This window comes from Actinoplanes sp. TBRC 11911 (assembly GCF_012933445.1).
Taxonomy (GTDB): domain Bacteria; phylum Actinomycetota; class Actinomycetes; order Mycobacteriales; family Micromonosporaceae; genus Actinoplanes.
This window is the reverse complement of sequence record NZ_JABBNC010000039.1, coordinates 40,026-67,016: the sequence shown is the minus strand read 5'-3', so window position 1 is coordinate 67,016 and position 26,991 is coordinate 40,026. Positions and strand designations below refer to the sequence as shown.

Sequence of the window (26,991 nt, the reverse complement as noted above, 5' to 3'; positions counted from 1 at the left end):
GTAGTACTCCCACTATCCGGGACGGCGTCCCGCGTACCAGGACCGACGTCCACATCGTGAATCCGCGTCCATAGACTGAGATACTTGTCTATTGTGGACGGCGTTTTTCTCCTGCTACGTGGCCTTTGTCCGAGCGCTTTTCGCGAACCGATGTGAACCTTGGAGAGTTATGGTTAGCCAGTGGGCGTAACTCTCCAAGGTCTGCAAATCGTCCATGATGCGAACGGTTAAATCCACATAGTGAGACGGTTCGGCGAGCGTCGCCATCGTCGCAACACAACGGTCGTCTCAGCGTTGCCGGCGCTCGGCACCGGCACTCGGCGCTCGGCACCGGCACTCGGCGCTCGGCACCAGCGCTCGGCCTCGGCACCAGCACTAGCGCTCGGCACCCGGCTCCGGCCCCGGCTCGGCACCAGCGCTCGGCCTCGGCACCAGCACCAGCACCAGCACCAGCGCTCGGCTCCGGCTCCGGCCCCCGCCCCGGCCACGGCAAGGATGCGAAGTACCTCACCGCGGTGCTCGCCTGTGGATGACGACGCAAAAATGTCAGTGGGCCCTGGTTTAATCGACCCCACCCAGGAACCGGGAGGGGGAGGGGGCGGCCAGCGGTGGCTCGGCGCCAGCAGGCTTTGACCCGCGCGCTACCGGGGTAGACGCTGGGTCCGGCAGGGTACGTCAGCTGGGCGATCACGTTGGGTGCCCGACGGCGGTTCCGCGAACACGCTCGGTGCGCGATACCAGCGTCGACGGGCTCGTGGACGCCGCGTCGAGGGGCTTCTGGATGCCGCGTCGGCTGCGCGGTGCCTGCGTCGAGGGGCTTCTGGATGCCGCGTCCGCTGCGCGGTGCCTGCGTCGCGTCGAGGCGCCAGCTTCGAGGGCCTCTTGGACGCCACGTCAGCCGCGCGACGCCAGCCCCCGCCCGCGAGCTCCCGGACACCACGTCACCCGCACGATCACGTCAGGCGCCCGATGATGCGGCCCGCACCGACGCTTCGCCCGTCAGGCCCGCTCGGTTCGCAGGTCGTGGGCGCCGTCCTCGCGCGTCGCCTCGTAGTACAAACGGCGCCCGCCGTCCGGCATCCCGACCACGCTCAAATACCGCAACCCGCCCGGCGCGTGCGGACTCCCCAGCGGCTCACCCCCCGCGGCGACCAGCGAGCCGAAGCTGCCGTCCGCAAGGCGGGTGCCGTGGGCCAGGCCGGTGCGCTCCTCCCAGTTCTCGCCGGCGGTCGCGCGGCCGTCGTACGTCGCGGTGATTTCGTCGCCGTCCACCTGGACCGACGTGACCCGGACACCGCGCGCGTCCCACGAGCCGGGGCGCGGGGCCAGGGCGGTGCCGCGCCACGTCCAGCTGACGCCGTCGGGGCTGGTCGCGTACTCGGTGGTCATCCGGTCGGCGTCGTCCCAGCTGTCCAGCGGGTGGACCGATGCCCACAGGTGCCAGCCGTACGCGTCGTGGAAGAGCACCGGGTCTTTCACGCCGGCCGTCTCGTCCCCGGGCAGCACCGGGACAGGGGTGGCGGTCGCCAGTAACGAAGGCGTGGCGGCCTCCAGCAGCTCGACCCGCCAGTGCTTGGTGCCGGGGGTGGCGGCGCTGACGTACAGGCGCCAGCGGCCCGACGGCGTACGGATCAGGGCTGGTCTTTCCAGTGACTCGGCGCCGAACTGGTCCTTGGAGATCTCGGCGACCGTGGTGAAGTGGACGCCGTCGCGGGAGCGGGCGATCACGTTGGCGATGCCCCGGCCCTCGCCGATCGGCAGGCGCACGCGGTACGCCAGGTAGACGTAGCCGTCGGCGACGATCGAGCTGGGCGCGCCGGACCAGGCCCCGGGCTCGTCCCCGGGCGGCTCCACCACGACGGTGGATCCATCCCAGCGGGGTAACGGCAGCGTCGAGGTTCCGATGGACAAGGCGACTCCGATACGAACATACGAACATACGAACGGGCGAACAGAACATTACATGGTCTATCGGCATGGTGGGTTTTACCGGTCGCTGGCGTGTCGGTCGACCGAGAGCCAGTCGTCGTAGCGGTCGCCGGTCACTTCCTGTAGCAGTTCGATGTCGCCGGCCACCAGCGGCTGCAGCGCCGCTCGCTCGGCCGGCGTGGTCACCGGGCGGCTTCCGGTCTTGCGGTGCAGCAGGGTGAGCAGCGGACCCCGGGCGGCCATCCGGACGGGGACCGGGAAGTGGTGCCCGACGTATCCGCCCCCGCGCAGCAACGTCCGCAACACCCGGTTCAGCCCGTTGTCCTCGACCGTGTACCGGTTGACGTTCTCCTTCGGCACCTCGGTCAGCACGCCGGGGGCGACGCTGAGGAACCGGCAGACGCGGTCCAGCGTGGCGGCCGGGGCGTCGCGCAGGTCCCGGTAGCGCAGCAGCAGCACCTGCTCGCGGGGGAAGTGCCGGTACAGGTGCTGGAGCTGCTCGCCGTAGCGGCCCAGCGAGAGGTAGTGCCAGAACGGCGCCCAGCCCGCGGCCTTGCGGCGTTCCTCGGCGCGGCAGGCGGCCACGAAGTCGGCCTCCGGTTCCAGGCCGGCGTTCCACAGATGCGTCCAGTTGGAGTGCGCGCGGTCGATCGGGTCGCGCAGCAGCACGATCAGGCGCGCCGACGGGATGAGCGCCTTGATGCGTTCGTGAGCTGAGCGATCGTACAGGTAGAAGGGTGTGGCCTCGCCCAGCAGCGTGCCCGGCGGGGCCGGGTCGAACAGGGCCTCGTAGTCCTCCTGGCGGCGCACGTGCTCCTCGTAGGTCTGCACGTCGCCGGGGCCCCCGGTGGCCGGTGGCCGCTCGTGCGACAGGAAGAACTTGGGCTCCTTGACCGACGGCAGGAACAGCCCGGGGTGCGCCACGAGCGCGGCGTGCAGGGCCGTGGTGCCCGCCTTGGGCACCCCGGCGATCAGGAAGTCGGGAAGTGGCATGGTCCCTCCAGAGGCATAGCCTACAGGATTAGTAGACTATGGCGGCCACCTCACGAGGGGGAGCGCCGCCGCCACCAGAATGCCCGGCGAAAGCGTTTGCATTCGCACGCGGCGCATTCGGATCCCGGCCGGTAATGCTCGTGGGCGCGGTAGGTATGGCCGCAGACACAGAGCGCTTCCTCTTTGTTCATCGCTTCACCAACGGTAAGGCCGTACGAAAGCTACGGCTGTGGACGGGCCATTGCTCCGGGAGCCGGATCACGCGGATCTTACATTTCTCGATTTCGACCGCAAATAGCGACCGATAGGTAATGCCGAGGTGACTCCGCGTAGTGGCATTTTGTTTATGCGAGATCACCCGTGTGATTCTCGGCGCACCCGGATGCCGATTGATTGACGTGAACTTGCCTGCGCATGTGACTTTCCATCGGCCATTGTGCTTTAACTCACGACAATTATCCGGCACCGACCTGCTGTCGGAAATCCGCTTATCCGACGCTTCCATTGTGAAATTCCCACGACCATTCGTCTGGCCGCTTTGTCCATCTTCCTCCCTAAACTTCCGCGCCACAAGCAACTTAAGGTGCCGCACCGACCTCAGCGCGTGATCATCTTGTCCGCCCGGACGACCAGTAATTCCGCGAATCAATCAATTGACCGTCCGTAGTGGCGAGATACGTTGATCAGGAGAGGCTGACGATCACCACCTCGCCGGAGGAAACGCGGAGCACGCCCCCCGTAATGCCGGAAAGGAACCGACACAATGGAGTTTCCGACGCCCGCTGGCCCGACGGAGGGTAGCGGCGGTCCGTCACCATCTGTAAGCGTTGTCATTCCGGCGCTGAATGAGGAAAAGAACCTGCCGTACGTCTTCGCGAAGCTGCCGGCGGGCATCAGCGAGGTCGTGCTCGTCGATGGCGGGTCGGTCGACCGCACCGTCGAGGTGGCCCGTGAGCTGCGACCCGACATCGTGGTCGTGCAACAGACCCGCACCGGCAAGGGCAACGCGCTCGCCTGCGGGTTTCGCGCCAGCCGCGGCGACATCATCGTCATGATCGATGCCGACGGCTCGACCGACCCGGCCGAGATTCCACTCTTCGTGCGGAAACTGGTCGCCGGCGATGACTTCGTGAAGGGATCGCGGTTCTCCCACGGCGGGCACAGCGACGACATCACGCGGCTGCGCAAGCTCGGCAACGACGGGCTGAACGTGGTGGTCAACGTACTGTTCCGGACGCACTTCACGGACCTCTGTTACGGCTACAACGCGTTCTGGCGCTCGGTGGTACCGACCCTCGACCTCCCGGACACGCGGCTGCCGCGACCGGCCGGCGGCGCCAAGCTCTGGGGCGACGGCTTCGAGGTCGAAACGATGATCAACATCCGGGCCGCGGTGGACGGGATGCGGGTCGGCGAGGTCGGCAGCGTCGAGCACCGGCGCATCCACGGCGTCACCAACCTCAACACCTTCCGCGACGGCGTACGGGTGCTGCGCACGATCCTCAGCGAGTACGCGCGGATGCGCCGGATGCGCCGCGTGGTGGTCAACCCGGAGCCGTACGGCAAGCACCGCGACGACGACCTCAAACCGCTGCGCGCGCGGACCTTCAAGGACTGATCGATGCCCGCCACCCCACAACCGCGCACCTCGATCGTCATCCCGACGCACTCGGAACAGCGCTGGAACTCCCTGGTCCGGACCGTGTCCACGGCGAAGGCGCAGACCTACCGCGCCGAGCAGATCGTGGTGGTCGTCGACCACAACACCCCGTTCTTCCACCGCATCCGCCGCGACCTGCCGGGCGTCACCGTGCTGGAGAACCGCTACGGCCAGGGCGTCTCCGGCAACCGCAACACCGGCGCCCTGCACGTCACCACCCCGATCGTCGCGTTCCTGGACGACGACATCGCCGCCGACGAGCACTGGCTGGCCCGGCTGATCGCCCCGTTCGCCGACCCGGACGTGGTCGGCACCGGCGGCTGGATCGAACCCGCCTGGGAGGTGCGACGCCCCCGGTGGATGCCCGACGAGTTCCTCTGGGCGGTCGGCGGCTCCTACGCGGGCATGCCCACCGTCACCTCGCCGATCCGCAACGTCTGGTCGGCGAGCATGGTCGTCCGCCGCGACGTGTTCACCGCCGTCGGCGGGTTCCGGGTCGGCTTCGGCAAGCTCGGCGGCGTCAACCGCCCCGAGGACACCGAGCTGTGCATCCGGATGAGCGCGTTCAAGGGCGGCCACTGGATGTACGTGCCGGACGCGGTGATCCGCCACGAGGTGCCGGCCAGCCGGTCCACCTTCAGTTATTTCGTACGCCGGTGCTACGCCGAAGGCCGCGGGAAGGTGCAGATGGCCGGACTGCACGAGGGCGGCGAGACACTCGGTGCCGAACGGGACTACCTGTGGTCGCTGCCCAAGGCGATGCTCCGCAACCTCGGCACCGGCCGGCTGCGGCAGGCCGGCGGCGTGTTCGCCGGGGTCGTCGCGGCCGGATTCGGCGGCGTGGTGGAGACCGTCGCGTCGCGCCGGGCGGGCCGGCCCGAGCTGGAGGCGGTGCGATGAGCGCCGAGACCGTACGCGCCGGGACCGGCGTTCTCCCGGCCGCGGTACTCGACATCGAACTGTCCGCGCCGCTGCCCACCGTGCCCGCGCAGTCCGGCGGCCGGCGGGTCGCGCAGGTGTGGGCGCTGGTGCGGTTGTTCGGCGAGCCGGTCGGGAGCGTGCTGGTGGACGTGCCCGAGCAGGGGTTGCTGCCGATCGAGTTCGCGGCCGCGATCGACGCGGAGCTCGGCGAGGTGCTGCGGCCCCGGCTGGGTGGTCCGATTCCGGTACGGGGTCTGGTCGTCACCCGCGAACCCGCGTTCCTGGCACGCCGTCGCGAGGTGCTGGCCAGCGCGCCGCCCATCACCGTGGTGGTCTGCACCCGGGAACGGCCGGCCGCCCTCGCCGTCTGCCTGTCCAGCCTGGTCGCCCAGCGCTACCCGGACTTCCGGGTGCTGGTGGTCGACAACGCGCCGGTCACCGGCGCCACCGAGCAGGTCGTGCGGGGTTTCCCCACGGTCGGCTACCTGGTGGAGCCGCGGGCCGGGCTCTCGTTCGCGCGCAACGCGGCCGTCCGCGCCGCCCCCGGCGAGATCCTGGCCTGGATCGACGACGACGAGGTCGCGGACCCGGACTGGCTGGCCGAGATCGCCCGCGCGCTGGACGAGCACCCGGCCGCCGACGTGGTGTCCGGGGTCATCGTGCCGGCCGAGCTGGAAACCCCCGCTCAACTGTGGTTCGAGCAGTTCGGCGGGCACAGCAAGGGTCGCGGGTTCCGGCCGGCGGTGTTCAGCCCGGACACCGCGCACCTGCAGAGCCCGCTGTATCCGCTGCCGCCGTTCGGGGCGGGCGCGAACATGACGTTTCGGCCCGGGGTGCTCGAGCGCATCGGGATGTTCGACACGGCGCTCGGGGCGGGCACGCCGGCCATGGGGTCGGAGGACACGCTCGCGTTCACCAAGGTACTGCTCGGCGGCGGCACGATCGCGTATCAGCCCACCGCCGTCACCCATCACTATCACCGGCGCGACCTCGAAGGATTGCGCCGCCAGATGGTGGGGTACGGGACGGGACTCGTGGCGGCGTACACCAGCCTGGTCTTGTCCCGGCCGGCACTGATCTGGAGTCTGCTGAGGCTGGCGCCCGCGGCGTTGCGGGACATGACGGCCAAGGACAGCACGCGAACCGCGACGTTGCGCGACGACTTCCCGCGGGAGCTGCTGTCGGCGAATCGGCGCGGGATGCTCGCCGGGCCGCGCGCCTACGTGAAGGGCCGCCGGCAGGCGCGCGCCAAGGTCTGAATCGGAGGGGCAGATCTACATGCGACAAAGCTCTACCGGCAGGCCGTCGACCGCCGAGGCGGACACGACCCTGCGGCTGGACGCGGCCGACCCGGAGAAGACGGCCACGCTGCCGCTGGCGGACAAGGACGTGACCGCCTCGCTCGAAGTGGGCGAGCGGACCGCGGTCATCCCGGCCACGCCCGTCGACGAGCCGGTCACCCGGGCCCTGCCCGCACCGCCGGACGTCGGCCGGACCACCGAGGTGCCCGCCCCGCTCTCCGATCACCGGCCCGAGTTCGCGCTGGTGGGCGTGCTCGCCGCGGGTGCCGGGATCGCCGGCCTGGTGGCGCGCCAGGACACCGTACAGCTGGTCCTGGAATTGGTGTTCGCGGTGTTCGGGCCCGGCGCGGCTCTGATGTCGGTCGCCAACGTGCGCAGCCGGCTGCTGTCCTGGGCGCTGGCGGTGCTCGGGAGCCTGACGGCGGTGACGGGTGCCGCGGTGCTGAGCCTGTGGACGCACACGTGGCAGCCGTTCGCCGTCATCGCGGTGCTGGCCGCGGGCACGCTGATCGGCTCGGGGCTGCAGTTCGCCCGGCTCAGCCGCGCGGGCGTCCCGGTGATCCTCGGCCGCACCGGACCGCCGCACCGCAACGTGGACAACGGCCGGCTGCTGGCCACCATCCCGTTCGTGACGCTGGCCGCCGGGCTCGGCCTGTGGATCGTCTCGCTGGCCCGGCTGCAACCCGGGCAGGTCGGCGTGTACGGGTTCACGTCGTCGCTCGGCGTGCCGTTCGTCGTCGGCGTGATCCTGCTGCTCATCGGGTTCGCCGTCGAGGTGGTCGGACGCGCCCGGCCCTGGGTGCTGACCGGCGTCCTGGTCGCGGTGCCGGTGATCATGCAGGCCACGGTGCCGCTGCTGGACGGCACCGTCGAGTACGCCTGGACGTACAAACACATCGGCGTGGTCGACCTGCTGCGCGACAACGGGCACCTGCTCGCCTCGAACGACATCTACCAGCAGTGGCCCGGGTTCTTCGCGGTCGTGGCGATGCTGTCGCACGTGTCCGGGCTGGACGCGCTGTCGTTCGCGGCCTGGTCGCAGCTGTTCTTCACGCTGGTGAACTCGCTGCTGACGGCGGCGCTGCTGCGGCAGTTCACCCGGGACCGGCGGGTGCTGGCCCTGGGCGTGCTGCTCATGCAGATCACCATGTGGGTCGACATCGCGTACTTCTCGCCGCAGGCCTTCGTGTATCCGCTGATGCTCGGCTTCTGGGTGATCGTGCTGCGCTGGCTGCTGGTGACCCCGCCGGCGTTCACCGGCCGGTTCTGGCGGTTCCGGGGCTGGGTGCTGCGCGGGATGCCGGACATGCCGGACGTCGCCCCGCGCGCCCGGATGTGGGCCGGCCTGGGCGCCACCGCGGTGTTCGCCGCGATCACCGTGTCGCATCAGCTCAGCCCGTTCATGATGCTGGTGCCGGTGGTCGTGTTCGCGCTGCTCGGGGTGTTGCGGCCGCGGTGGCTGGCGGGCGCGCTGATCCTCGTGGTGGTCGCGTTCGTGGCGCCGCGGCTCGCCTCGGTGGACAGCCAGTACAGCATCTTCTCGCTGGACGTCCTGGCCAACGCGGAAGGCAACGCGAACAGCTGGGGCACGCCGGAGCAGGCGTTCTCCGCCGAGGTGTCGCGGGTGCTGGCGATCGGCGTGTGGCTCGCGGCGCTCGGCGCGGTGTTCCTGGCCCGTAAACGGCTGGGCCGGGTCGCGTTGCCGGCGTTGCTCGCGTTCCTGCCGTTGACCACGCTGATCGCCGGGAACTACGGCGGCGAGGCGATCTACCGGGTGTTCGCGTTCTCGATCCCGTTCGTGGCGCTGCTGGTCGGCACGATCTGGGTGGGCTTGATCCGCCGGGTCCGCGACCGCTGGGGTGTGCCCGCGATGCTGGCGTCCGGGGCGCTGCTGGCGGCCATCATGCTCGCCGGGCTGCAAGGGCTTCAGGGCCAGGTGTACGTGCATCAGATGAGCGCCACCGACATCGACGCGGCGGAGTATTTCTACGCGCACGCGCGGCCCGATTCGGGTCTGGTGCTGGTCGCCCCGAACTTCCCGACGAAGCTGACCGCCAACTACGGGTCGTTCAACCGGGGCCACGTCGACGTGGACATCGCGCTGGTGGGGGACCCGGAGTTCACCGGCTCGCTGAGCGCCGCCCGCCTGCCCGACATCGAGTCATATATCCGGAATCTGCACTATGACACGAACTACCTGGTGGTCAGCCAGGCGATGGCCCGGTACACGGACTACTTCGGCACCGAGCCGCCGGGCACGATGGCGGCCCTGGACTCGGCGATGCGCGCGTCCCCGGACTGGCACGTCTTCTACCAGGCCCCGGGCGTCACCATCTTCCAGCTCACCGGAGACGCCCCGGCCGCCAACTAGCCGGACGTCGTCCGGACCGCCACGCAGCAGCCGGCCGGCAGCGGGGACGGCAGCGCCTCGTGGGTGGGGTCGCCGTCGGTCATGCCCTTGACGAAATTCAGGGCGATGTCGCAGATCAGCGGGCCGTGCCGGGCGGTCAGGGCATGGAACGGGCAGTTGTCCAGGGCGATCAGGTCGCCGTCGGGGCGGGGCTCGAAACCGAGGGCGGCCAGGTCGCCGACGGCGTGCTCGGCGCCCAGGCGGTGCGCGGCCGCGCGCGGATCCTCCTGGCGCAGGTAGGCCTCGGCCAGCACGTCGGCGATCAAGGCGTCGCGGCGCTCCGGGATCGTCACCATGACGTCGGCGGCGCCCTCGTAGACCTTCGGGGTGCGGCCGCGGCCGCGGGGGCCGGCCGGCGCCTCGTACCGCGCGGTCAGCAGGCCGGCGTCGACCAGCTTGTCCAGGTGGAAGGCGGCCAGGCCGCGGGTGACGCCGGTGGCGCCGGCCGCCTCCTCGCGGCCGACCGGGTGGTCCTGGCGCCGCACGTAGTCGAACAAGGCGCGGCGTGAGGGATCCACCAGTGTCGCCACGGTGTCCCAGCGGTCCGGCATGTGCGCAGAATATCACCAACGAGCGCTATTGAAATTGCTCCCGCAAAAGGTGCACGATGACGCTGTCCGAGCCGACCCCGAGGAGCCCCCCGATGACGATTCAGGCCGAACGTGTGGTGCCCGACGAGCCGGTGGGGCTCGACAGCCCCGGCCGCACGGCCGAGCGGGTGACCGCCGAGCAGGGCGTCCGAGACCTGGGGGCGGCGGAGCGTGCCGCGGCCGCCTTCCTGGAGGCGCTCGGGCTGGACGTCACGTCCGAGTCGCTGGCCGAGACGCCCGGGCGGATGGCGCGGGCCTACGCCGAGTTACTCACGCCGCGTGACTTCGCGCTGACCACGTTCCCCAACGACGAGGGCTACGACGAGCTCGTGGTGGCCCGGTCGATCCCGATCCGGTCGGTGTGCGAGCACCACCTGCTGCCGTTCGTCGGCGTGGCGCACGTGGGCTACCTGCCCGGCGAGCGCATCCTCGGGCTGTCGAAGCTGGCCCGGGTGGTCGAGCTGTTCGCGCAGCGTGCGCAGGTGCAGGAACGCCTCACCAAGCAGGTGGCGGGCTGGCTGGACACCCATCTGTCGCCGCGCGGCGTGGGTGTGGTCATCGAGGCCGAGCACATGTGCATGACGCTGCGCGGGGTGCAGGCGGTCGGGTCGCGCACGGTCACCTCGACCCTGCTCGGCGCGGTGCGCGAGGACGCGCGTACCAGGGCCGAGTTCCTGTCGATCGCCGGCCTGGGCGGCGTCAAGGCCTGACGGCCATTGAGAGAGGTGTCACTTCCGGCCGGGGTCCCCGGACTTCTGGATCTTGGTCGATTAGCTTGGTCGATTGACGCCAGGTGTGCGCGGTAAACGGCCGCACCGTCAGTGGCGGGGTCCTTCCCACAAGGAACGGGCTCCGCCATTTCGCTGTCCGGACGCCGGGCAACCGATCCGCAACCGGCGCTTTCCTCCGCTGCCGGGTCGCAGCGCCGATGGTGGCTGCGCTTCCGGAACCGCGCGGCGTCAGGAGAAAAAGTGCTCACGTTCACCAGCCCGGCCCCCCTCGACTACTGGGCGCTCGGACTCGCCGAACCCACCATCCTGGTCGCCGACGACGACGAGCAGACCCGCGACGTCATCGCCGTCAAGCTTCAGGCCGCGGGCTTCCACGCGATCACCACGGACAACGGCAGGTCCGCGCTGCGGATGATCCAGTCCGAGCAGCCCGACATGGTGATCCTCGACGTGGTGATGCCCGGGATGGACGGCCTCAGCGTCTGCTACGAGCTGCAGTCGTCGGCGCAGACCGCGCGGATCCCGGTGCTCATGCTCAGCGGGCTCGACCGGCAGGTCGACATCGACCTCGGGCGCACCGTGGGCGCCGACGACTACATGGTCAAGCCGTTCCACCCGGCCGAGCTCCTGCGCCGGGTCCGCAAGCTGCTCAGCTAGACCGCAGAAAGGCGATCAAGGCGTTCCGGTACGCCTCGACGGACGTCAGATCGACGTACTCGTCCGGCCCGTGCTGACCGTTGCCGCCCGGCCCGCAGATCACCGTGTCCACCCCGGCCGCGTGGTAGTGGCGGCTGTCCGAGGCGCCGTGCTTGCGCATCGTGGTGCCCGGGCCGCCCGCCCCGGTCAGCGCCGCCCGCAACGAGGCCAGCAACGGGTTGTCCGGGGACGTCTCGTGCGGCTGGCCCAGCGCCGCCACCTCGGCCGGCAGCCCCGCCACCGCGCTGAGATGATCGGCGACCTGCGACGGCGTACGACCGTGGAAGTCGGTGTCGCCCGGCGGGAAACGAATGTCCAGGAACGCCGTGGCGGACGCCGGAACCTGGTTCGTGGCGGTGTTCGGCGTCTCGACGCGGGCCACGTTCACGGTCGTGGTCCACGCCTCGGCCGCCGGCACCGGGTATCGCCGCATCAGCCGGTCGATGCCGGCGATCAGCGTGAGCAGCGCGTTCGACCCCAGCCACGGGTACGCGGCGTGGGCGGCGCTCCCGGAGGCGGTCAGCATCGCCATGCAGATCCCCTTGGACGCGGTCACCACCCGCAGGTCGCTGTACTCGCCGATGACCACGAAACCGGCCCGCACCCCGGCGGCGATCTGGTGCGCGGTGCCGTCGAACCCGCCCACCTCCTCGTCGGTGACCAGCTGCAACGCGACCGGATAGCCGAGCGTGCCGGCGGTGGCCCGGAACGCGTCGACCATCGCCAGCGCGGCGGCCTTCATGTCCTGGGTGCCGCGCCCGTAGAGCCGGTCGCCGTCGCGCCGGGCCGCGAACTGGGCCGGGGCGCCCGGCACCACGTCCAGGTGCGCGTTCAGGATCACCCGGAACGGGCCGTCCCCGGCGTGCACCAGCGCGCTGGGCTTGCCGTTGGAGGAGTACCGGCGTACCGGGAAGTCGGTCCCGATCTCGGCCAGGACGAAATCGAGAGCGCGCGCCAGATCGGCCGGCCGGTCGGACGTGGAGGGGATCGCGACTAACGCCGCGAGCCGGTCTTCGTACGAGCTCACCGGCCCTCCAGCAGCGGCGTCGACCTCTTCCAGGGCGGGCCGCCGGAGTCCTTGCGGCGGCGGGCCATGCCGGACAGCGCCTCCAGGACGACCCGGTTGCCGAGCATCGCGGTGATCTCGGCGTGGTCGAACGGCGGCGACACCTCGACGATGTCCATCCCGACGACCGGCAGCTCGTGACAGATCCGGGAGACCGCGTCGAGCAGCTGGCGGGCGGTGAGGCCACCCGGCTCGGGGGTGCCGGTACCGGGCGCGTGGCCGGGATCGCAGACGTCGATGTCGACCGACAGGAAAACCCCGTCGCAGTCGTCCAGGGCGATCTCGAAGGCCCGGTTCAGCACCGCGTCCAGGCCTTTCTCGACGATCTCGCTCATGTGGAACGAGTTCATGCCCTGCTCGGCCATCCAGTGCAGGACGTCCGGGCCGGGCCAGTAGCCGCGCAGCCCCACCTGCAGGAACCGGTCGCCGCGCACCGCACCGGACTCGATCAGCCGGCGCATCGGCTGGCCGTGCCCGTACAGCGAGCCGAACTCGATGTCGCCGGTGTCGGCGTGCGCGTCGAAATGGATGACCGAGATCCGGCCGGCGCCGTGCTGCGACGCGACGCCGGTGACGTCCGGCCAGGTGACCGTGTGGTCGCCGCCCAGGATCAGCGGGATCGCACCGTTACGCGCGACCGTTCCCACGGCCTCCTCGATCGTGGCGACACTGCGCTGGATCTCGCCGCTGTACACCTCGAGATCGCCGGCGTCCTTGACCGTCAGGTCCTCGCCGAGGGCATCGACGCGCATCGCCAGGTGCGGCCGGGAACCGTCGTGCGGCAGGTAGTCGGTACCGCGGATGACCTGCGGTCCGAAGCGGGCGCCGGGGCGGTGTGAGGTGCCGCCGTCGAACGGCGCGCCGAGGATGACCACGTCCGCGTCGGCGTAGGTGGACGCGTCATCGAGGGAACATCGGGGCACGCCGAGGAACGTGTAATCAGGGCCATACATGCTCACGCGCGCACCCTACAGCGTTTGTCCCGCACGGCGGCCGGGTACCGCGACCCCCATGCAGACGCTGGCCGGCCGCTATCAACTCGTCCGCCGTATCGGGGTGGGTGGCATGTCCGAGGTCTGGCAGGGCCACGACCGGGTGCTGGACCGCCCGGTGGCCGTCAAGATCATGGCACCGGCGGTGGAGGGCACGCTCGGCGAGGCCGGGGTGGACCTGATTCGCACCGAGGCCCGCTCGGCCGCGCGCCTCGCGCACCCGAACGTGGCCGGCGTGCACGATTTCGGGACCTCCCGGGGCGCCTGTCACGACGTCCCGTACATCGTGATGGAGCTGGTGGACGGGCAGACGCTCAGCACGCACCTGCGGGCCGGGCCGCTGGACTGGCGGATCGCGGCCCGGATCGGCGCGGAGGTGGCGGCGGCGCTCGCGGCCGCGCACGCCGAGCAGGTCGTGCACCGCGACATCAAGCCGGCCAACATCATGCTGACCCCGGCCGGCGCGAAGGTGCTCGACTTCGGCATCGCGGCCGCGATCGGCGCCCGCGACCCCGACCCGGACGGGATGGTGATGGGCGCGCCGGCCTACGTCGCCCCGGAACGTTTCGAGGGCAGCCCGGCCACCCCGGCGGCCGACATGTTCGCCCTCGGCACCCTGCTCTACCAGTGCCTGTCCGGGCGGCTGCCGTGGCGCGCCGAGACTCCGACGGGGATGGTGCGGGCCGCGTGCAACGAGGAACCGGACCCGCTGCCGCCCATCGACGATCTCGCGCCGGAGGTGGCCGCGCTGTGCCGGCTCTGCCTGAACCGGCATCCGGACGACCGGCCCACCGCGCTGGTCGCGGCGCTGGTGCTGGCCGAAGCGGTGGACGCCCGCGTCTACGTGCCGATGGGCGGCATCGAGCCGGCGCCCATGGCGGAGTGGATCGACGCGCCCACCGGCCGCGCTAACCCCGATCGGCGGGCATCAGAACGCAGATGGTGATGTCGGTGCCGACGACGGTCACCATGTCGCTGGTGAACGCCGTCCCGGCCAGCGTCGTGTCCCAGCTGCTCAACACCCGGACCGCGCGCGAGATCGCCGGCCGTGACCTGCTCGGCCTGGACCAGAGCACCCCGATGCTCTAGACAAGTAAGTTCTAACCGTGGTGGTAGGCGGCGAGTGACCTGGTCGCGGTGTGGCCAGTGGCGCGGTGGTGCCAGAGCTGAGGCGCTGTGGTGATCCGTGCGCGGCTGGGCGGTCCCGCTATGTGGACACTGCGGTCACATCATGGATTTTTGTGAACCTTGGAGAGTTGCGCCCACATGCGAGCCATAAACTCTCCAAGGTTCACATTCGGCCGGAGAAGTCTGGCGGGCGAAAGCCTCGTTATGTGACAAAAATATTCTCCACAATGGACGTCAGTCCCGCATCGTGGACGGTGGGTCCATGATGCGGGCGCGGTCTCAGCAGGCGGTCGCCTGTCTCACGGAATGGAAGCGCCGCGAGGCCGCGCGCTGAGCCCGCCCGTCCGGTGGCCCAGCCGATCTCACAAATTTCAGGAAATGTCTGATATGCGAGAGGGGGTGGCGGGGGGCTGGCGGACGGACGGCGATCAGATCGTTGATCGCCTGCGGCCGCTGACTCGCCTGCGGCCACTGACTCGGCTTAGGACTTACTCGTCTAACCGCTGCGGGGCACCACCACGACCGGCCGGCGCGCCCGCCGGATCAGCCGGGACGACACCCCGCCGAGCAGCACCCGCCGGGTCGGGCCGTAACCGCGGGAGCCGCAGTACAGCACGTCCACGTCGTCGAGGTCGGCGAGCGTGTGCACCACGTCACCGTCCGGGATCCGCCAGTCCACCGCCACGTCCGGGACGGCGGCCGCGGCGTTCGCCAGCGCCTGCTCGTACGTTTCCCGGGCCGTCTCCAGGAACGCCCGCTCGCTGTCGCGCCAGAACGGCGTCGGCATGTCCCCGGCCGCCACGACGGTGTAGAGCCGGATCGGCGAACCGGTGCGCCGGGCGAGCGTCGCCGCCTCCGCCAGCGCCGCCCGGCCGTCCGGGGTGTCCACGTACGCCACGCCGATCCGCCCCTGCGACAGCTCGGGCATCGTGGGCGGTGCCACCGCGATCGGGCACGAGCTGCCGGACAGCAACCGGTGCGCGGTGCTGCCCGCGAACAGCCGTTCCTTCGGCGCGTCCCGGCCCGAGCCGACCACGATGACGGTCGCCTTCACCTCCTCGGCCAGGTCGTGCAGGCCGTGCGCGGCCGACGACGAGGCGACCATGCGGGTCTCCACGTCACAGACGGCGCCGGCCACCACGGCACGGGCCTGGTCGAGCAGCCGCTGCGCGGCGCGGTGCCGGTCGGCGACCCATTCGGCGTCCACCCGGCCCGAGCCGACCGCGGCCGGCGCCGGATGCACGATGGCGATCAGCAGCGGCGCGTCCAGCTTCTCGGCCATCCAGCGCCCGAGCGTCAGGGCGCCCTCCCCGGGGACGCCCACCAGCACCGGCCCGGTCATCGTTGCTCCTCCTTCGCCCAGCCCGGAGTCGACTGCGGCCCGTTGCGGATCCGCGAGTTCCGGTACCCGTAGAACGCGTAGATCAAGATGCCGATCGCGAGCCACACGGCGAACCGCACCCACGTCTCCCAGGGCAGGTCGCTCATCAGGTAGACGGCGAACGCCACCCCGATGATCGGCAGCACCGGCGACCACGGCACGCGGTACGGCCGCGGCATTTCCGGGCGGGTCCGCCGCAGCACTATCACCCCTATGTTGACCAGCACGAACGCGAACAGCGTACCGATGTTCACCAGCTCCACGATGGTGCCCAGCGGAACCAGCGCCGCCAGAATCGAGATCAGCACCCCCAGCCCGATGGTGAGCTTCGCCGGGGTCCCGTACCGCTGGTTGACCTCGGCCAGGCGGATCGGCATCAGGCCGTCGCGGCACATCGCGAAGAAGATGCGGGTCTGGCCGTACAGGATGACCAGCACCACGCTGGTGATGGCGACAACCGCACCGAGCGCGAGGATGGCCGCCGCCCAGCTGATCCCGGCGCCCTCGTCCAGGGCCGTGGCCAGCGGGGCGTCGCTGCCCTCCATCTGCGCCGGCGAGGCGATGCCGAGCGCGCCCACCGTGGTCAGCACGTAGAAGACCGTGCAGATGATCAGCGAGCCGATGATCGCCAGCGGCAGGTCGCGCTCCGGCTTGCGCGCCTCCTCGCTGCCGGTGGAGACCGCGTCGAACCCGATGTAGGCGAAGAAGATGATCGCCGCGGCCGAGGTCACCCCGTCCACGCCGGCCGGGGCGAACGGGGTGAAGTTGCCGGTGCCGAAGTTGGCGAACGCGACCACGATGAAGAACAACAGCACCACGAGCTTGATACCGACCATGACCAGGTTGACCCGCGCGCTCTCGGTCACCCCGCGAACCAGCAGGAACGTGATGGCCAGGACGACGAAGACGGCGGGCAGGTTGAAGACGCCGCCCTCGGACGGGGACTTCGAGATCGCGTCCGGGAGGCTGAAGCCGAACGCGGCGTCCAGGAACGCGTTGAGGTTGCCGCCCCAGCCGACCGCGATGCCGGCCACCGACACCCCGTACTCGAGGATGAGGTCCCAGCCGATGATCCACGCGACGATCTCGCCCAGCGTCGCGTACGTGTAGGTGTACGCGCTGCCGGAGACCGGGATCGACGAGGCCAGCTCCGCGTAGGACAACGCGGAGAAGGTGCACGCCACCGCGGCCAGGACGAAGGAGAGGATGACCGCGGGACCGGCGATGCCGGCACCCTTGCCGATCACCACGAAGATGCCGGTGCCGATGATCGCGCCGACGCCCATGGCGGTCAGCTGGGTGGCCCCGACCGCCTTCTTGAGCCCGTGTCCTTCCTCGGCCGTCTCGGTGATGAGTGATCGGACGTCGCGCACCGCGAAGATGCCGGGCCGTCCCGAGGTCGTGGTCATAGTCCCGCCCACCCTTCCTTGGATTGGCAACCACCAATGTCAAGATGGGCAGCTTCCGGGGATTCGCGCAACCGCTGGGAGCAGATTGGGCAGAGCCTGCCCAAGGTTGCCGACTCGGTTCTGCAAGTTGCACGCACCGGGTGTCCGTCGTCGTGCCGAAACCCCGCGACGGTCCTCGTCAGTCGTTGTACGGTGAGCGGAACGGGCAAATCGGAGGGCCGGATGGGCGAGGCGGTGATGACCACGCGACGTCAGGCCGACGGCGCGATCGTCATCGACGTGCGCGGATCGCTCGACGCCGCCACGGTCGGCGCGCTGCGCGAGACGCTGCTGAGCACGCTGACCAAGGAGCGGCCGGTCACGCTGGTCGTCGACCTGACCTACGTCACCTTCATGGACTCGCAGGGCATCGGCACGCTGGTCACCGGCCACAACGCGGCGCGCGAGACCGGCACCCGCTTCATCCTGCGCAACCCCAGCGACTTCGTGCACAGCCAGCTGCGCGTCACCGGCCTCACCGAGATGTTCGGCCTCCCCCCGGCCGCGTCGCCGAACCAGACCTACAGCTCGTAGCAGCTTTCCGCTAGTTTGAGGAGGCCCGGTTCCATCCTCAGCCGGCCAGCGCCTGCGGGGAGGCGGGGAGCTCCGGGAAACGCGCCTGCCACAACGCGCGCAGCCGCGCCGGGAGCCACAGACTCGCCCAGATCCGGCGCAGGACTTCGCCATCGAGCCAGCGGGCTAGATCATCCGCGGATGCGGCCTGGTTCAGGACCGTTTGATACATGACCTGAAGGTCGCCGGGGTCGTCCAGGTCATAGGCGCCGTCACCGGACCAGTCCAGCGACCGGTCGAGAGTCACGGTGCCACGCACCGGACCATGAAGATCGGCCAGGCTCGTCGCGACCGCGTAGCGCCGCTGGTCGGCGTACCGCGAACCTGGCGGCGCCCCATTCACCCTCGCCATTTTCCCTACCTCCCACCTCTGATCCTACGCAGCGTGGCGGGTGAAGCGGCCGGCGGTGAGAGCGTTCAACGGCTTTTCCGGGGCGCGCCGCGGCGGTGCGGCGGATATCGTGCGGGGATGGAGCCGGTGGCGGGCGCGTGGTGCGACGGCTCGCAGCTCTGCTTCCGGCTGGCTGACCACGATCAAAAGCTTGCTTCGGTACGCCTGGTGTCCGCGCTCGCCGGGCGCCCCGAGTTCTCGTTCGACGCCGCCGGGCGCCGGTGGGAGCTGCGGATCCCGCGCCCGGACGCGGGTCGTCTCGAGTACAAGCTGGAGCTGACCGGCCGCGACGGTCGTGCCGAGACGGTCGTGGACCCGGGCAATCCGCGGCGCGCGCCCGGGCCGTTCGGCGACGCGTCGGTGCTCTGGTGCCCGGACTATCGCGAACCCGACTGGCTGCACCTGCCCCCGGCCGGCGGCGACTGGCACGCGCTGACCGTGCCCATCCCGGCCGTGCGCGCCGAGCTCGACGTGCGGGTCTGGTCGCCGGACACGCCCACCGACCGGATCGTGGTGGCGCACGACGGGCCGGACTACCAGCAGTACGCGTCGCTCGGGCGGTATGCGGCGGCGTCGATAGCCGCCGGGCGGGTGCCACCGTTCCACCTCGTCCTGTTGCCCGCAGGCAGCCGGAACGAGTGGTACGCGGCGTCCCCGGCGTACGGGAAAGGTCTGGGGTCGGAGGTCTTGCCCAAGCTGGCGGGGGAGCTGGGCAGCGGGCGGCCGGTGATCGGGGTGGGCGCGAGCCTGGGGGCGCTGGCGATGCTGCACGCGCAACGCAAGCGACCGGCGGCGTTCGGCGCGCTGTTCCTGCAGTCGGGCAGCTTCTTCCAGCCGCGCTACGACGCGCAGGAGTCGTGGTTCGGGCGCTACCAGCGGATCGTGCGGTTCGTCGGGCGGGTGGTGCGCGCGAGCGACGGGCCGCCGGTGCCGGTGACGATGACCTGCGGGACGGTCGAGGAGAACCTGGCGAACAACCGGGCGATGGCGGCCGCGCTGCGCGAGCAGGGATATCCGCTGACGTTCGTGGCGAACCGGGACGCGCACACCTGGATCGGCTGGCGCGACGCCCTCGATCCACATCTGACGTCGTTGATGCAGAGAGTGTGGCCGTAGGTTTTTTGGGGAGGCGCTGTGGCGGACGTCGAACACACCATCGGATTGTTGCTGGGCACCGAGGACGACTGGCCGCGGGCGTACGAGGCCCTGCTGCGCCGGCTCGGCGTGGTGACCGGCCCGGACGGCAAGTCGCACCGGGTCAACTCGGTGCGGGTCACCATCGAACCGTTCAACCTGCGCGACAAACCCCAGCACGACCTGGTCATCGACCGGCTCGCGTACTGGTACTACCACCCGCGCGAGTGGCTCAAGAAGATCGCGCTGATGGACGACGTGTACCTGCTGAACAGCCCGTTCACGTTCCAGTCGATGGAGAAGCACGCGGCCTACTGCGCGATGATGCGGCTCGGTCTCAAGGTGCCCAAGACGGTGCTGGTGCCGTACAAGAATCCCTTGGACAACAGCCGGTACGCCTACACGTCCGCCCGCTACAACCAGTCCTTCGACCTGTCCTCGACGGCCGCCCAGGTCGGGTACCCGATGTTCATGAAGCCGTACGACGGCGGCGCGTGGGTCGGGGTGTCGAAGATCCGCAACGAGGACGAGCTGCACGCGGCCTACGACGCCTCCGGCGAGCGCCTGATGCACCTGCAGGCGTCGGTCGAGGACTACGACGTGTTCGCGCGGTCGCTGACCATCGGGCCGGAGACCATGGTGATGAAGTTCCGCCCCGAACAACCCATGCATTCCCGGTACGAGGTGGCGCACGACTTCCTGTCCGCGGGCACCGGCGACGAGGTGGTGACGATCTCGCGGCTGGTGAACGCGTTCTTCCGCTGGGAGTTCAACTCGTGCGAGTCCCTGGTCCGCGGCGACGACGTGCACCCGATCGACTACGCGAACGCGTGCCCGGACGTGGCCATGACCTCGCTGCACTACTACTTCCCGTGGGCGATGGCCGCGCTGCTGCGCTGGACGGTGTTCTGCGTGGTGACCGGCCGGCGGCCGCGGCTCGACACGGACACCAGCGCATATTTCGCGATCGGTGACGACCCGTCGCTGTCGTACGCCGAGAAGCTGGCCGGCTACCGCAAGCTGGCCGACGACTACTTCGAGGTGCAGGAGTACGAGGAGTTCCGGGCGCGGCACCTCGCACACGTCGACGAGATGGTCTTCGACTGGGTCAACTCGGAGGGGTTCCGGTCGTTGCTGCGCGAAACGGTCCGCGCCATGTACCCGGTGCACGAGCACGAGAAGTTCCTGGCCCATTTCGGCGGCTTGATGGACGCCTGGGTGCGCGACAACTCCTGATCCGGGTTTTGTCGGACCCCCGGCATAGGGTCGCAGGGTGCGGATCCGGATCGAGGGACACGACCTGCCCGGTGCGCGGCCCGGGGCGGCCGCTGATGCGCTGCGCCTCGCGAACGTGCACGTCGGGGTGCAGCGTAAGGCCGAGGTCGTCGAGCTGGTGCCGGTCTCGGCCGCGTCGGCGACCTGGGAGCTCGAGGTGCCCGGGCGTGAGGTGGACGGGCTGCTCGACGTCGGCGGGCCCTGGGTGCACGGCCGGCCCGGCGCCCGCTTCCTGTATCTGAGCTGGGGAAATGTCGACGGCGAGAGCTTCTCGATGTTCCGGCGGGCCAAGCTGATGTTCGGTGAGGTGCCGACCGCGCTGCTGCGCGGCGCGTACGACGGCGCGGGCGTGCTGGTCGGCGTGCTCGGGCTCACCGACGCGTCCGGCGCTCCGGTCTGCGCCCGCGTGCGGCCGCGGTGGGAGCTGCGATGACGACGCTGGCCAGGGCAGCCTCGGTGCGGGTGCTGCACGGGTTCGCCGGGCGCGACGGCCGGCTGCACCTGTGGGCCGAGACGGATGCGCCGGGCGAGCCGGGGCGCGGGTGGCATCCGTTCGCGCTGCCGGCGTCGTCGCTGCCCGCCGGGGATCACGCCGGCCAGGCGCAGCTGCTGCTGCCCTCGACCAGTGCCGGGCCGATCCCGTCGCCGCATCTCGGCTTGCGCGAGCGGCGCGGCACGCCCCGGCTGCGGTCCTGGCAGGTGCCCTCGGTGGTGGTGCCGTTCGTCGACGACGACCTGGTGGACGAGTTCGACGGCCGGGCCGGAGTGACCGTGTCGTGGCTGGGTGAGCTGTGCGCGTTCGCCGCCGACCTGGTGCGGCGGGGGCGGGTGCTGCCCGCCGTCGACCCGGGCAAGCCGGCCGCCCGCTGGCGCCCGGTGATCACCGGGTTCGACGCGGTGGCGCGTGCCGACCTGGTCCGGCGCATGCCGGCCGCGTGCCGGGCCGACCGGACCACGGCCGGGCTGCCCGCCGAGGACATCGTCGCGGTGGCGCTCGACCGGCTCGTCGACGGGCTGGTCCGCACCCGGCTCGCCGAGCGGGGCGTGCAGATCGGAGACGGCTGGCTGGCGTCGCTGACCGGCGATCCGGAGTTCACCGCGGCGCCGGCGCTGGCCGACGAGCTGGCCGACCGGCTGGACGCCTGGTTCGCCGACGCGGTCTCGGGTGCGGCGGTGCGGTTGTGTTTCCGGTTGAGTCATCTGGACGAGCTGGAGGTGGACGAGCCGGACGCTCTTTCGGACAAACCGGGGCTTAGTGCCAGCGGCGATCGGAAGGACGCCTGGCTGCTCGAATTCCTGCTGCAAGCCGTGGACGAGCCGAGCGCGCTGGTCACCGCCGCCGACATCTGGCAGGACCGGTACGCCCCGCTGCGCCGCTGGACCAGGCACCCGCAGGAACGGCTGCTCGGCGGGCTGGGCCGGGCCGCCCGGCTCTACCCCGACCTGGACGCGGCGCTGCGCGGGCCCCGGCCGGTCGACATGATCCTGGACACCGAACAGGCGCATCGCTTCCTGGCCCAGGCCGGGCTGCTCGAGGAGGCCGGGTACGGCGTGCTGCTGCCGGCCTGGTGGAAGGACCGGCCCAGCCTCGGGCTCGCGCTGAACGTGCGCAACCGTGACGTGATCAGCCCGGTGCTGCGCGACCGCGCCGCCGACCTCGCGCACCTCGTCGACTACGACTGGGGGCTCGCCCTCGGCGGCCGGGCGCTCACCGAGGCCGAGCTGGGTGACCTGTCGCGGGCCAAGGTGCCGCTGGTCCGGATGCGCGGGCGCTGGGTCTGGCTGGACGCCGAGCGGCTCGACGCGGGACTGCGGTTCCTGTCCCGCGGCGGCGGCACCATGACCGCGGGGGACGCGCTGCGCACGATCCGGCTGCTGCCGCCCGAGGAACTGCCGCTGCCGGTCACGTCGACCGGCGGCGAGGGCTGGCTGGCCGACCTGCTCGCCGGGGAGTCCGAGCAGCGCCTGGAACTGCTCGACTCGCCGGCCGGTTTCCGGGGCGAGCTACGGGCGTACCAACGCAGGGGTTTCTCCTGGCTGGCCTTCATGGACGGGCTCGGGCTGGGCGCCTGCCTCGCGGACGACATGGGACTGGGCAAGACCGTCCAGCTCCTGGCGCTGCTGCTGCACCGCCGGGACGGTCCGGCGTTGCTGATCGCGCCGCTGTCGGTGCTCGGCAACTGGCAGCGTGAGGCGGCCCGGTTCGCGCCCTCGCTGCGGGTGGCGGTGTTGCACGGCACCGAGCGGCCCGCGTTCGCCGACGCGGACGTGGTGCTGACGACGTACCAGACGGCCACCCGCTACGCCGACGACCTGGCCGCGGTCTCGTGGGACCGGGTGGTGCTCGATGAGGCGCAACATGTCAAGAACAGCGCGAGCGGCGCGGCCAAGGCGGTGCGGCGATTCCGGGCCCGCTCCCGGATCGCGCTGACCGGCACCCCGGTGGAGAACAGGCTCGCCGAGCTGTGGTCCATTCTCGACTTCCTCAACCCGGGGGTGCTGGCGTCGGCGCACACGTTCCGGGCCCGGTTCTCGGTGCCGATCGAGCGCTACGAGGACGAGGACGCCGCGTTCCGGCTGCGCCAGGCGACCCGGCCGTTCCTGCTGCGCCGGGTGAAATCCGACCCGATCGTCATCGACGACCTGCCGGACAAACGGCACGTGCGCCATCTGTGCGGGCTCACCGGCGAACAGAGCACGCTGTACAAGGCGGTCCTCGACGAGATGACCGACCGGCTCGGCGAGAGCCACGACAAGTTCCGCAAGGGCATCGTGCTGTCCGCGATGACCAAGCTGAAGCAGGTGTGCGTGCATCCCGCGCTGCTGCTCGGCGACGGGTCGCCGCTGCCCGGCCGGTCCGGCAAGCTGGAACGCCTCGAGGAGATCGTGGACAGCGCGCTCGCCGACGGGGAGAGCGTGCTGGCGTTCACCCAGTTCGCCACGTTCGGACGGCTTCTGACACCCCATCTGGCGGCCCGCTTCGGCGTGCCGGTGCGCTTTCTGCACGGCGGCGTCTCCCGTACGCGCCGGGACGCGCTCGTCGAGGAGTTCCAGTCGTCCGGGCGGCCCGGGATCTTCGTGCTGTCGCTGAAAGCGGGCGGCACCGGGCTGAACCTGACCGCGGCCAACCACGTCGTGCACGTGGACCGCTGGTGGAACCCGGCGACCGAGGCGCAGGCCACCGACCGCGCGTTCCGGATCGGACAGCAGCGCGACGTGCGGGTGCACACGCTGATCTGCCTCGGCACCCTGGAGGAACGCATCGACCGGTTGCTGGCCGACAAGGGCACGCTCGCCGAGCGGGTGGTCGGCAACGGCGAGGGCTGGCTGACCGCACTGTCCACCACCGAGCTGCGCGACCTGCTCAGCCTGGCGCCGGAGGCCATCGTTGACTGACTTCTCGCTCGCCTTCCTCGGCACGTTCGAGTCGTTGCGGCTGGGCCCGACCTTCGCCCGCGGCCGCCGCGACGAACGGGCCGGGCACGTCCGCAGCCTCACCATCTCGACCAGCCTGGTGGTGGCGCAGGTGCGCGGCCCGGACGATCCCCGGGCGTTCCGCTCCCGGATAGCGGTGCGCGCCTTCGGGGCGTCGGACTGGGCGCGGGTCGAGGAGGCGCTGGTGGCCGAGGCGCGGTACACGGCGGACCTGCTGGCCGGCCGGATGCCGCCCGGGATCAACGCGGTGTTCGCCGGGGCCGGGTTGAGCCTGGTGCCGTTGTCGCTGGACGAGGTGGCGATGGACTGCACGTGCGAGCGCTGGCCGATGCCGTGCATCCACCTGGCGGCCACGACGTACGCGCTGGTGCGGAGCTTCGAGGAGGATCCGTTCGGCGCGTTCGCGTGGCGCGGCCGCACCCGAGACGAGCTGCTGAACCAATTGCGGGAATTGCGCGGCGTGCGCGCGGTCGAGGCCACCGACGCGACGTCCGCACGCGGCGATGCGACCTTACGCGGCGATGCGGCCTCACGCGGCGATGCGACCTTGCGCGGCGATGCGGCCTCACGCGGCGATGCGACCTTGCGCGGCGACGTTGCCTCGGGCGCGTCGCGGGCGAGCGGCCCGTCCGGTGCTTTCGATGATTCCTCGGCGGATTCCATCGGCCTTGGGGATATATCCGTTTTTTGGGGAGAAATCGGCAAAGAAGCGGCGCTGGTTGCTCCGGTCGGGAGCCGGCCGGGGTCGGCCCTGCGGCCGGACGCTTTGCTCGACCAGCTCGATCCGCCGCCGCTGGCGCACGAGGGCCGACCGATCGTCGAGCTGCTGCGCGCCGCCTACCGCGCCCTGCCCGAGGAAGGGCGCGAAGGGTAGCGGGCGCCAGGAGGGCTTTCCGGCCCGTTCGCGGCCGTGCGCGCGCCCACCAACGCCGCGGGTACCGTGCCGCGGCGCTTGGGTGGGTGGTTCCCGGCGGTTTGTGCCTGGAGAGCTGAGCCGTGCCTCCGTCGGTCGGGTGTCTGTTCTTCCACGATCGGAGTACACGATCCGAAACCGGCTCATCACCATCGGTGTTCATGGTCTGCTGACCCCGGCATAAACCTTTTGTCAAGAGAAGGTGTGACATGAACCGAATTACCCGGACGCTGATGATGTCGGGCCTTGGTCTGGCCGCCACGCTGACGCTAGGTGTCGGCCACGCCTCCGCGGCCCCGACCACGGGTCAGGGGACGTCTTCGCCGAGCATCAGTGCCAACCGGCACGACGATGATGATGACGACTACGACTTCAAGCGCTGGTACCGCGACCGCGACGACTGCCGCGACGACGGCCGGCGCGGCGAGCGGCGGGGCTGGTGGGAGGACTACTACTGCGACCCCGACCGCACCCGGCACGGCTTCCGCTGGGCGCTCATGGTGCAGTACGACGACGACCATGACGGTCGCGGTGGCCGCCACGACCGCGACCACGATGACGACGACGACTGACGATCGCTGAACCGGACGAGCCACGCCGAGCAGGCGTGGCTCGTTCCGCGTCTCACCAGTCGGTCGGCTCGTAGTCCTTCAGGAACACGCCGTACAGATCCTCGCCCTGCTCTCCCCGCACGATCGGGTCGTAGACGCGGGCGGCACCGTCCACCAGGTCCAGCGGCGCGTGGAAGCCCTCGTCGGCCAGCCGCAACTTGGTCGGGTGCGGGCGCTCGTCGGTGATCCAGCCGGTGTCCACGCTGGTCATCAGGATGCCGTCGGTGAACAGCTCGGCGGCGCTGGTGCGGGTCAGCATGTTCAGCGACGCCTTCGCCATGTTCGTGTGCGGGTGCCCGGCGCCCTTGTAGCCACGCTTGAAGATCCCCTCCATGGCGGACACGTTCACCACGTACCGGCGGGGGAATTTCGACGCCGTCATCGCCGCGCGCAGGCGGCTGACCAGCAGGAACGGCGCCGTGACGTTGCACAGCTGCACCTCGAGCATCTCCAGCGCGCCGACCTCGTGCACGAAGTCGCTCCAGCTGTTGGTGGGGGCGGTGTCCGGCACCAGGCCGCCCGCGTCGATCGTCACCGAACGGGCGGTCAGCGCCATCTCGGTGACCTGCTGCGGGCTCAGGTCCAGCGCGCCCGTGGTGAGGACCGCGGCGGGGGAGTCGCCCGCCGTGCCGAAGTATTCGAGTTCCGGCAGCGGCCCGCCGGGGAGTGCCGAATGCTCGGCCGCGGCGATCGAGGCGTACGAACCGGGGGAGCGACGGACCGTCTGCGCCGCGTTGTTGATCAGGATGTCCAGCGGTCCGCGCGCGGCGACGGAGTCGGCGAGCGCGACCACCTGGGCCGGGTCGCGCAGGTCGATGCCCACCACGCGCAGGCGATGCAGCCAGTCGGCGCTGTCCGGCATGGCGGTGAAGCGGCGGACCGCGTCGTGCGGGAACCGGGTGGTCACGGTCAGGTCGGCGCCGTCGCGCAGCAGCCGCAGCGCGATGTACATGCCGATCTTCGCGCGGCCGCCGGTGAGCAGCGCCCGGCGCCCGGTGAGGTCGGTGCGGGCGTCGCGGCGGGCGTGGTTGATCGCCGCGCAGGACGGGCAGAGCTGGTGGTAGAAGGCGTCCACCACGGTGTAGCGCTGCTTGCACACGTAGCAGCCCCGGGCCTGGCGCAGCGTGCCCGCCGTCGCCCCGCGCACGGCGCTGACCAGCGGAATGCCGGCGGTCTCGTCGTCGATGCGGCCCGGCGCGCCGGTCGCGGTCGCCTCGGTCACCTCGCGGTCGGCGGCCAGGATCGCGTCCCGGCGCTCGCGGCGCCGCCGCATCTTCACGGTCTTGAACAGCCCGGCGGTGGCCCGGCGCACCGCGACCGCGTCCGGATGCTCGGGCGGCAGATTCTCGACCTCGGCCAGCACTTGTAGGCAGAGCGCCAGTCGCTCCGCGTCCACCCCACTCATGGGGGGCA

24 protein-coding genes are annotated in these 26,991 nt (G+C 70.7%); 15 read left to right on the top strand and 9 right to left on the bottom strand.

Features of this window, described 5'->3' with window-relative positions:
- Window positions 1-999: 999 nt before the first annotated feature.
- Window positions 1,000-1,911 (bottom strand): hypothetical protein, encoded by a 912-nt coding sequence (locus HH310_RS36350; RefSeq protein ID WP_169180269.1) that lies wholly within the window; start codon window positions 1,909-1,911, stop codon window positions 1,000-1,002.
- A 75-nt stretch (window positions 1,912-1,986) separates the two neighbouring features.
- The gene (locus HH310_RS36345) at window positions 1,987-2,922 is read right to left on the bottom strand and encodes a sulfotransferase domain-containing protein (protein WP_169180268.1); all 936 of its coding nucleotides are present in this window, start codon (window positions 2,920-2,922) and stop codon (window positions 1,987-1,989) included.
- Between the two features lie 763 nt (window positions 2,923-3,685).
- On the opposite strand from HH310_RS36345, the gene HH310_RS36340 reads away from it, so the two are divergent.
- The 4 genes from HH310_RS36340 to HH310_RS36325 are packed head-to-tail and all read left to right on the top strand — an operon-like array spanning window position 3,686 to window position 9,175.
- The gene (locus HH310_RS36340) at window positions 3,686-4,540 is read left to right on the top strand and encodes a glycosyltransferase family 2 protein (protein ID WP_169180267.1); all 855 of its coding nucleotides are present in this window, start codon (window positions 3,686-3,688) and stop codon (window positions 4,538-4,540) included.
- Between the two features lie 3 nt (window positions 4,541-4,543).
- Complete coding sequence (locus tag HH310_RS36335) at window positions 4,544-5,482, top strand: glycosyltransferase family 2 protein (protein WP_169180266.1); 939 nt, start codon at window positions 4,544-4,546, stop codon at window positions 5,480-5,482.
- On the top strand, window positions 5,479-6,762 hold the full coding sequence (locus HH310_RS36330; RefSeq protein ID WP_169180265.1) for a glycosyltransferase family 2 protein: 1,284 nt from the start codon (window positions 5,479-5,481) through the stop codon (window positions 6,760-6,762). Before HH310_RS36335 ends, HH310_RS36330 begins: the two co-directional genes overlap by 4 nt.
- Window positions 6,763-6,781: 19 nt before the next feature.
- Window positions 6,782-9,175, top strand: a complete 2,394-nt coding sequence (locus tag HH310_RS36325; RefSeq protein ID WP_169180264.1) for a hypothetical protein — start codon at window positions 6,782-6,784, stop codon at window positions 9,173-9,175.
- Here the strand turns inward: HH310_RS36325 and HH310_RS36320 are convergent.
- Window positions 9,172-9,765 (bottom strand): metalloregulator ArsR/SmtB family transcription factor, encoded by a 594-nt coding sequence (locus HH310_RS36320; RefSeq protein WP_169180263.1) that lies wholly within the window; start codon window positions 9,763-9,765, stop codon window positions 9,172-9,174. The two genes, HH310_RS36325 and HH310_RS36320, sit on opposite strands and share 4 nt — an antisense overlap.
- Window positions 9,766-9,857: 92 nt before the next feature.
- Here HH310_RS36320 and folE point away from each other — a divergent pair, with 92 nt between their 5' ends.
- On the top strand, window positions 9,858-10,514 hold the full coding sequence (gene folE / locus HH310_RS36315) for a GTP cyclohydrolase I FolE (protein ID WP_169180262.1): 657 nt from the start codon (window positions 9,858-9,860) through the stop codon (window positions 10,512-10,514).
- Window positions 10,515-10,775: 261 nt separating this feature from the next.
- Window positions 10,776-11,192 carry a response regulator transcription factor gene (locus HH310_RS36310; RefSeq protein WP_169180261.1) on the top strand — a complete coding sequence of 139 codons (417 nt, stop codon included), beginning with the start codon at window positions 10,776-10,778 and terminating at the stop codon, window positions 11,190-11,192.
- Here HH310_RS36310 and HH310_RS36305 read toward each other — a convergent pair.
- On the bottom strand, window positions 11,185-12,258 hold the full coding sequence (locus tag HH310_RS36305) for a M20/M25/M40 family metallo-hydrolase (RefSeq protein WP_169180260.1): 1,074 nt from the start codon (window positions 12,256-12,258) through the stop codon (window positions 11,185-11,187). The two genes, HH310_RS36310 and HH310_RS36305, sit on opposite strands and share 8 nt — an antisense overlap.
- Window positions 12,255-13,250: an agmatinase gene (gene speB / locus HH310_RS36300; protein WP_169180301.1), complete on the bottom strand. Its 996-nt coding sequence runs from the start codon at window positions 13,248-13,250 to the stop codon at window positions 12,255-12,257. Before speB ends, HH310_RS36305 begins: the two co-directional genes overlap by 4 nt.
- Window positions 13,251-13,308: 58 nt before the next feature.
- Between speB and HH310_RS36295 the strand changes: the two genes are divergently transcribed.
- Entirely contained in the window at window positions 13,309-14,235 is a 927-nt protein-coding gene (locus HH310_RS36295; protein WP_169180259.1) for a serine/threonine-protein kinase, read from the top strand.
- Between the two features lie 5 nt (window positions 14,236-14,240).
- Window positions 14,241-14,378: a hypothetical protein gene (locus HH310_RS36290; protein ID WP_169180258.1), complete on the top strand. Its 138-nt coding sequence runs from the start codon at window positions 14,241-14,243 to the stop codon at window positions 14,376-14,378.
- Window positions 14,379-14,913: 535 nt separating this feature from the next.
- Here the strand turns inward: HH310_RS36290 and HH310_RS36285 are convergent.
- On the bottom strand, window positions 14,914-15,759 hold the full coding sequence (locus HH310_RS36285) for a universal stress protein (RefSeq protein WP_169180257.1): 846 nt from the start codon (window positions 15,757-15,759) through the stop codon (window positions 14,914-14,916).
- Entirely contained in the window at window positions 15,756-17,207 is a 1,452-nt protein-coding gene (locus HH310_RS36280; RefSeq protein WP_169180256.1) for an amino acid permease, read from the bottom strand. Before HH310_RS36280 ends, HH310_RS36285 begins: the two co-directional genes overlap by 4 nt.
- Window positions 17,208-17,444: 237 nt before the next feature.
- Between HH310_RS36280 and HH310_RS36275 the strand changes: the two genes are divergently transcribed.
- Complete coding sequence (locus tag HH310_RS36275; protein WP_248294766.1) at window positions 17,445-17,780, top strand: STAS domain-containing protein; 336 nt, start codon at window positions 17,445-17,447, stop codon at window positions 17,778-17,780.
- Window positions 17,781-17,817: 37 nt separating this feature from the next.
- Here HH310_RS36275 and HH310_RS36270 read toward each other — a convergent pair whose 3' ends face one another.
- Window positions 17,818-18,171, bottom strand: coding sequence for a hypothetical protein (locus tag HH310_RS36270; protein WP_169180254.1), 354 nt, complete (start codon window positions 18,169-18,171; stop codon window positions 17,818-17,820).
- A 117-nt stretch (window positions 18,172-18,288) separates the two neighbouring features.
- Between HH310_RS36270 and HH310_RS36265 the strand changes: the two genes are divergently transcribed.
- The 6 genes from HH310_RS36265 (at window position 18,289) to HH310_RS36240 (ending at window position 25,539) form a co-directional block, all read left to right on the top strand.
- The gene (locus HH310_RS36265; RefSeq protein ID WP_169180253.1) at window positions 18,289-19,326 is read left to right on the top strand and encodes an esterase family protein; all 1,038 of its coding nucleotides are present in this window, start codon (window positions 18,289-18,291) and stop codon (window positions 19,324-19,326) included.
- A gap of 18 nt (window positions 19,327-19,344) precedes the next feature.
- A complete protein-coding gene (locus tag HH310_RS36260; protein ID WP_169180252.1) occupies window positions 19,345-20,580 on the top strand; it encodes a RimK family alpha-L-glutamate ligase in 1,236 nt (411 codons plus the stop codon).
- A 37-nt stretch (window positions 20,581-20,617) separates the two neighbouring features.
- A complete protein-coding gene (locus tag HH310_RS36255; protein WP_169180251.1) occupies window positions 20,618-21,052 on the top strand; it encodes a DUF5990 family protein in 435 nt (144 codons plus the stop codon).
- Window positions 21,049-24,015 (top strand): DEAD/DEAH box helicase, encoded by a 2,967-nt coding sequence (locus tag HH310_RS36250; protein ID WP_169180250.1) that lies wholly within the window; start codon window positions 21,049-21,051, stop codon window positions 24,013-24,015. Before HH310_RS36255 ends, HH310_RS36250 begins: the two co-directional genes overlap by 4 nt.
- Window positions 24,008-24,928 carry a hypothetical protein gene (locus tag HH310_RS36245; RefSeq protein ID WP_169180249.1) on the top strand — a complete coding sequence of 307 codons (921 nt, stop codon included), beginning with the start codon at window positions 24,008-24,010 and terminating at the stop codon, window positions 24,926-24,928. The genes HH310_RS36250 and HH310_RS36245 overlap by 8 nt, the downstream gene beginning before the upstream one ends.
- 248 nt (window positions 24,929-25,176) lie before the next feature.
- Window positions 25,177-25,539 (top strand): hypothetical protein, encoded by a 363-nt coding sequence (locus HH310_RS36240; RefSeq protein WP_169180248.1) that lies wholly within the window; start codon window positions 25,177-25,179, stop codon window positions 25,537-25,539.
- A gap of 52 nt (window positions 25,540-25,591) precedes the next feature.
- Here HH310_RS36240 and HH310_RS36235 read toward each other — a convergent pair whose 3' ends face one another.
- Window positions 25,592-26,983, bottom strand: coding sequence for an SDR family oxidoreductase (locus HH310_RS36235; protein ID WP_169180247.1), 1,392 nt, complete (start codon window positions 26,981-26,983; stop codon window positions 25,592-25,594).
- Window positions 26,984-26,991: the final 8 nt, after the last annotated feature.

Excerpts from the sequence above, each read along its gene's own strand:
- HH310_RS36235 (WP_169180247.1), bottom strand. The coding sequence starts at position 26,983 with ATGAGTGGGGTGGACGCGGAGCGACTGGCGCTCTGCCTACAAGTGCTG.
- HH310_RS36340 (WP_169180267.1), top strand. The coding sequence starts at position 3,686 with ATGGAGTTTCCGACGCCCGCTGGCCCGACGGAGGGTAGCGGCGGTCCG.
- HH310_RS36270 (WP_169180254.1), bottom strand. The coding sequence starts at position 18,171 with ATGGCGAGGGTGAATGGGGCGCCGCCAGGTTCGCGGTACGCCGACCAG.
- HH310_RS36335 (WP_169180266.1), top strand. The coding sequence starts at position 4,544 with ATGCCCGCCACCCCACAACCGCGCACCTCGATCGTCATCCCGACGCAC.
- HH310_RS36345 (WP_169180268.1), bottom strand. The coding sequence starts at position 2,922 with ATGCCACTTCCCGACTTCCTGATCGCCGGGGTGCCCAAGGCGGGCACC.
- HH310_RS36280 (WP_169180256.1), bottom strand. The coding sequence starts at position 17,207 with ATGACCACGACCTCGGGACGGCCCGGCATCTTCGCGGTGCGCGACGTC.
- HH310_RS36320 (WP_169180263.1), bottom strand. The coding sequence starts at position 9,765 with ATGCCGGACCGCTGGGACACCGTGGCGACACTGGTGGATCCCTCACGC.
- HH310_RS36285 (WP_169180257.1), bottom strand. The coding sequence starts at position 15,759 with ATGACCGGGCCGGTGCTGGTGGGCGTCCCCGGGGAGGGCGCCCTGACG.
- folE (WP_169180262.1), top strand. The coding sequence starts at position 9,858 with ATGACGATTCAGGCCGAACGTGTGGTGCCCGACGAGCCGGTGGGGCTC.
- HH310_RS36295 (WP_169180259.1), top strand. The coding sequence starts at position 13,309 with ATGCAGACGCTGGCCGGCCGCTATCAACTCGTCCGCCGTATCGGGGTG.
- HH310_RS36275 (WP_248294766.1), top strand. The coding sequence starts at position 17,445 with ATGACCACGCGACGTCAGGCCGACGGCGCGATCGTCATCGACGTGCGC.
- HH310_RS36250 (WP_169180250.1), top strand. The coding sequence starts at position 21,049 with ATGACGACGCTGGCCAGGGCAGCCTCGGTGCGGGTGCTGCACGGGTTC.
- HH310_RS36325 (WP_169180264.1), top strand. The coding sequence starts at position 6,782 with ATGCGACAAAGCTCTACCGGCAGGCCGTCGACCGCCGAGGCGGACACG.
- HH310_RS36265 (WP_169180253.1), top strand. The coding sequence starts at position 18,289 with ATGGAGCCGGTGGCGGGCGCGTGGTGCGACGGCTCGCAGCTCTGCTTC.
- HH310_RS36240 (WP_169180248.1), top strand. The coding sequence starts at position 25,177 with ATGAACCGAATTACCCGGACGCTGATGATGTCGGGCCTTGGTCTGGCC.
- HH310_RS36330 (WP_169180265.1), top strand. The coding sequence starts at position 5,479 with ATGAGCGCCGAGACCGTACGCGCCGGGACCGGCGTTCTCCCGGCCGCG.
- speB (WP_169180301.1), bottom strand. The coding sequence starts at position 13,250 with ATGTATGGCCCTGATTACACGTTCCTCGGCGTGCCCCGATGTTCCCTC.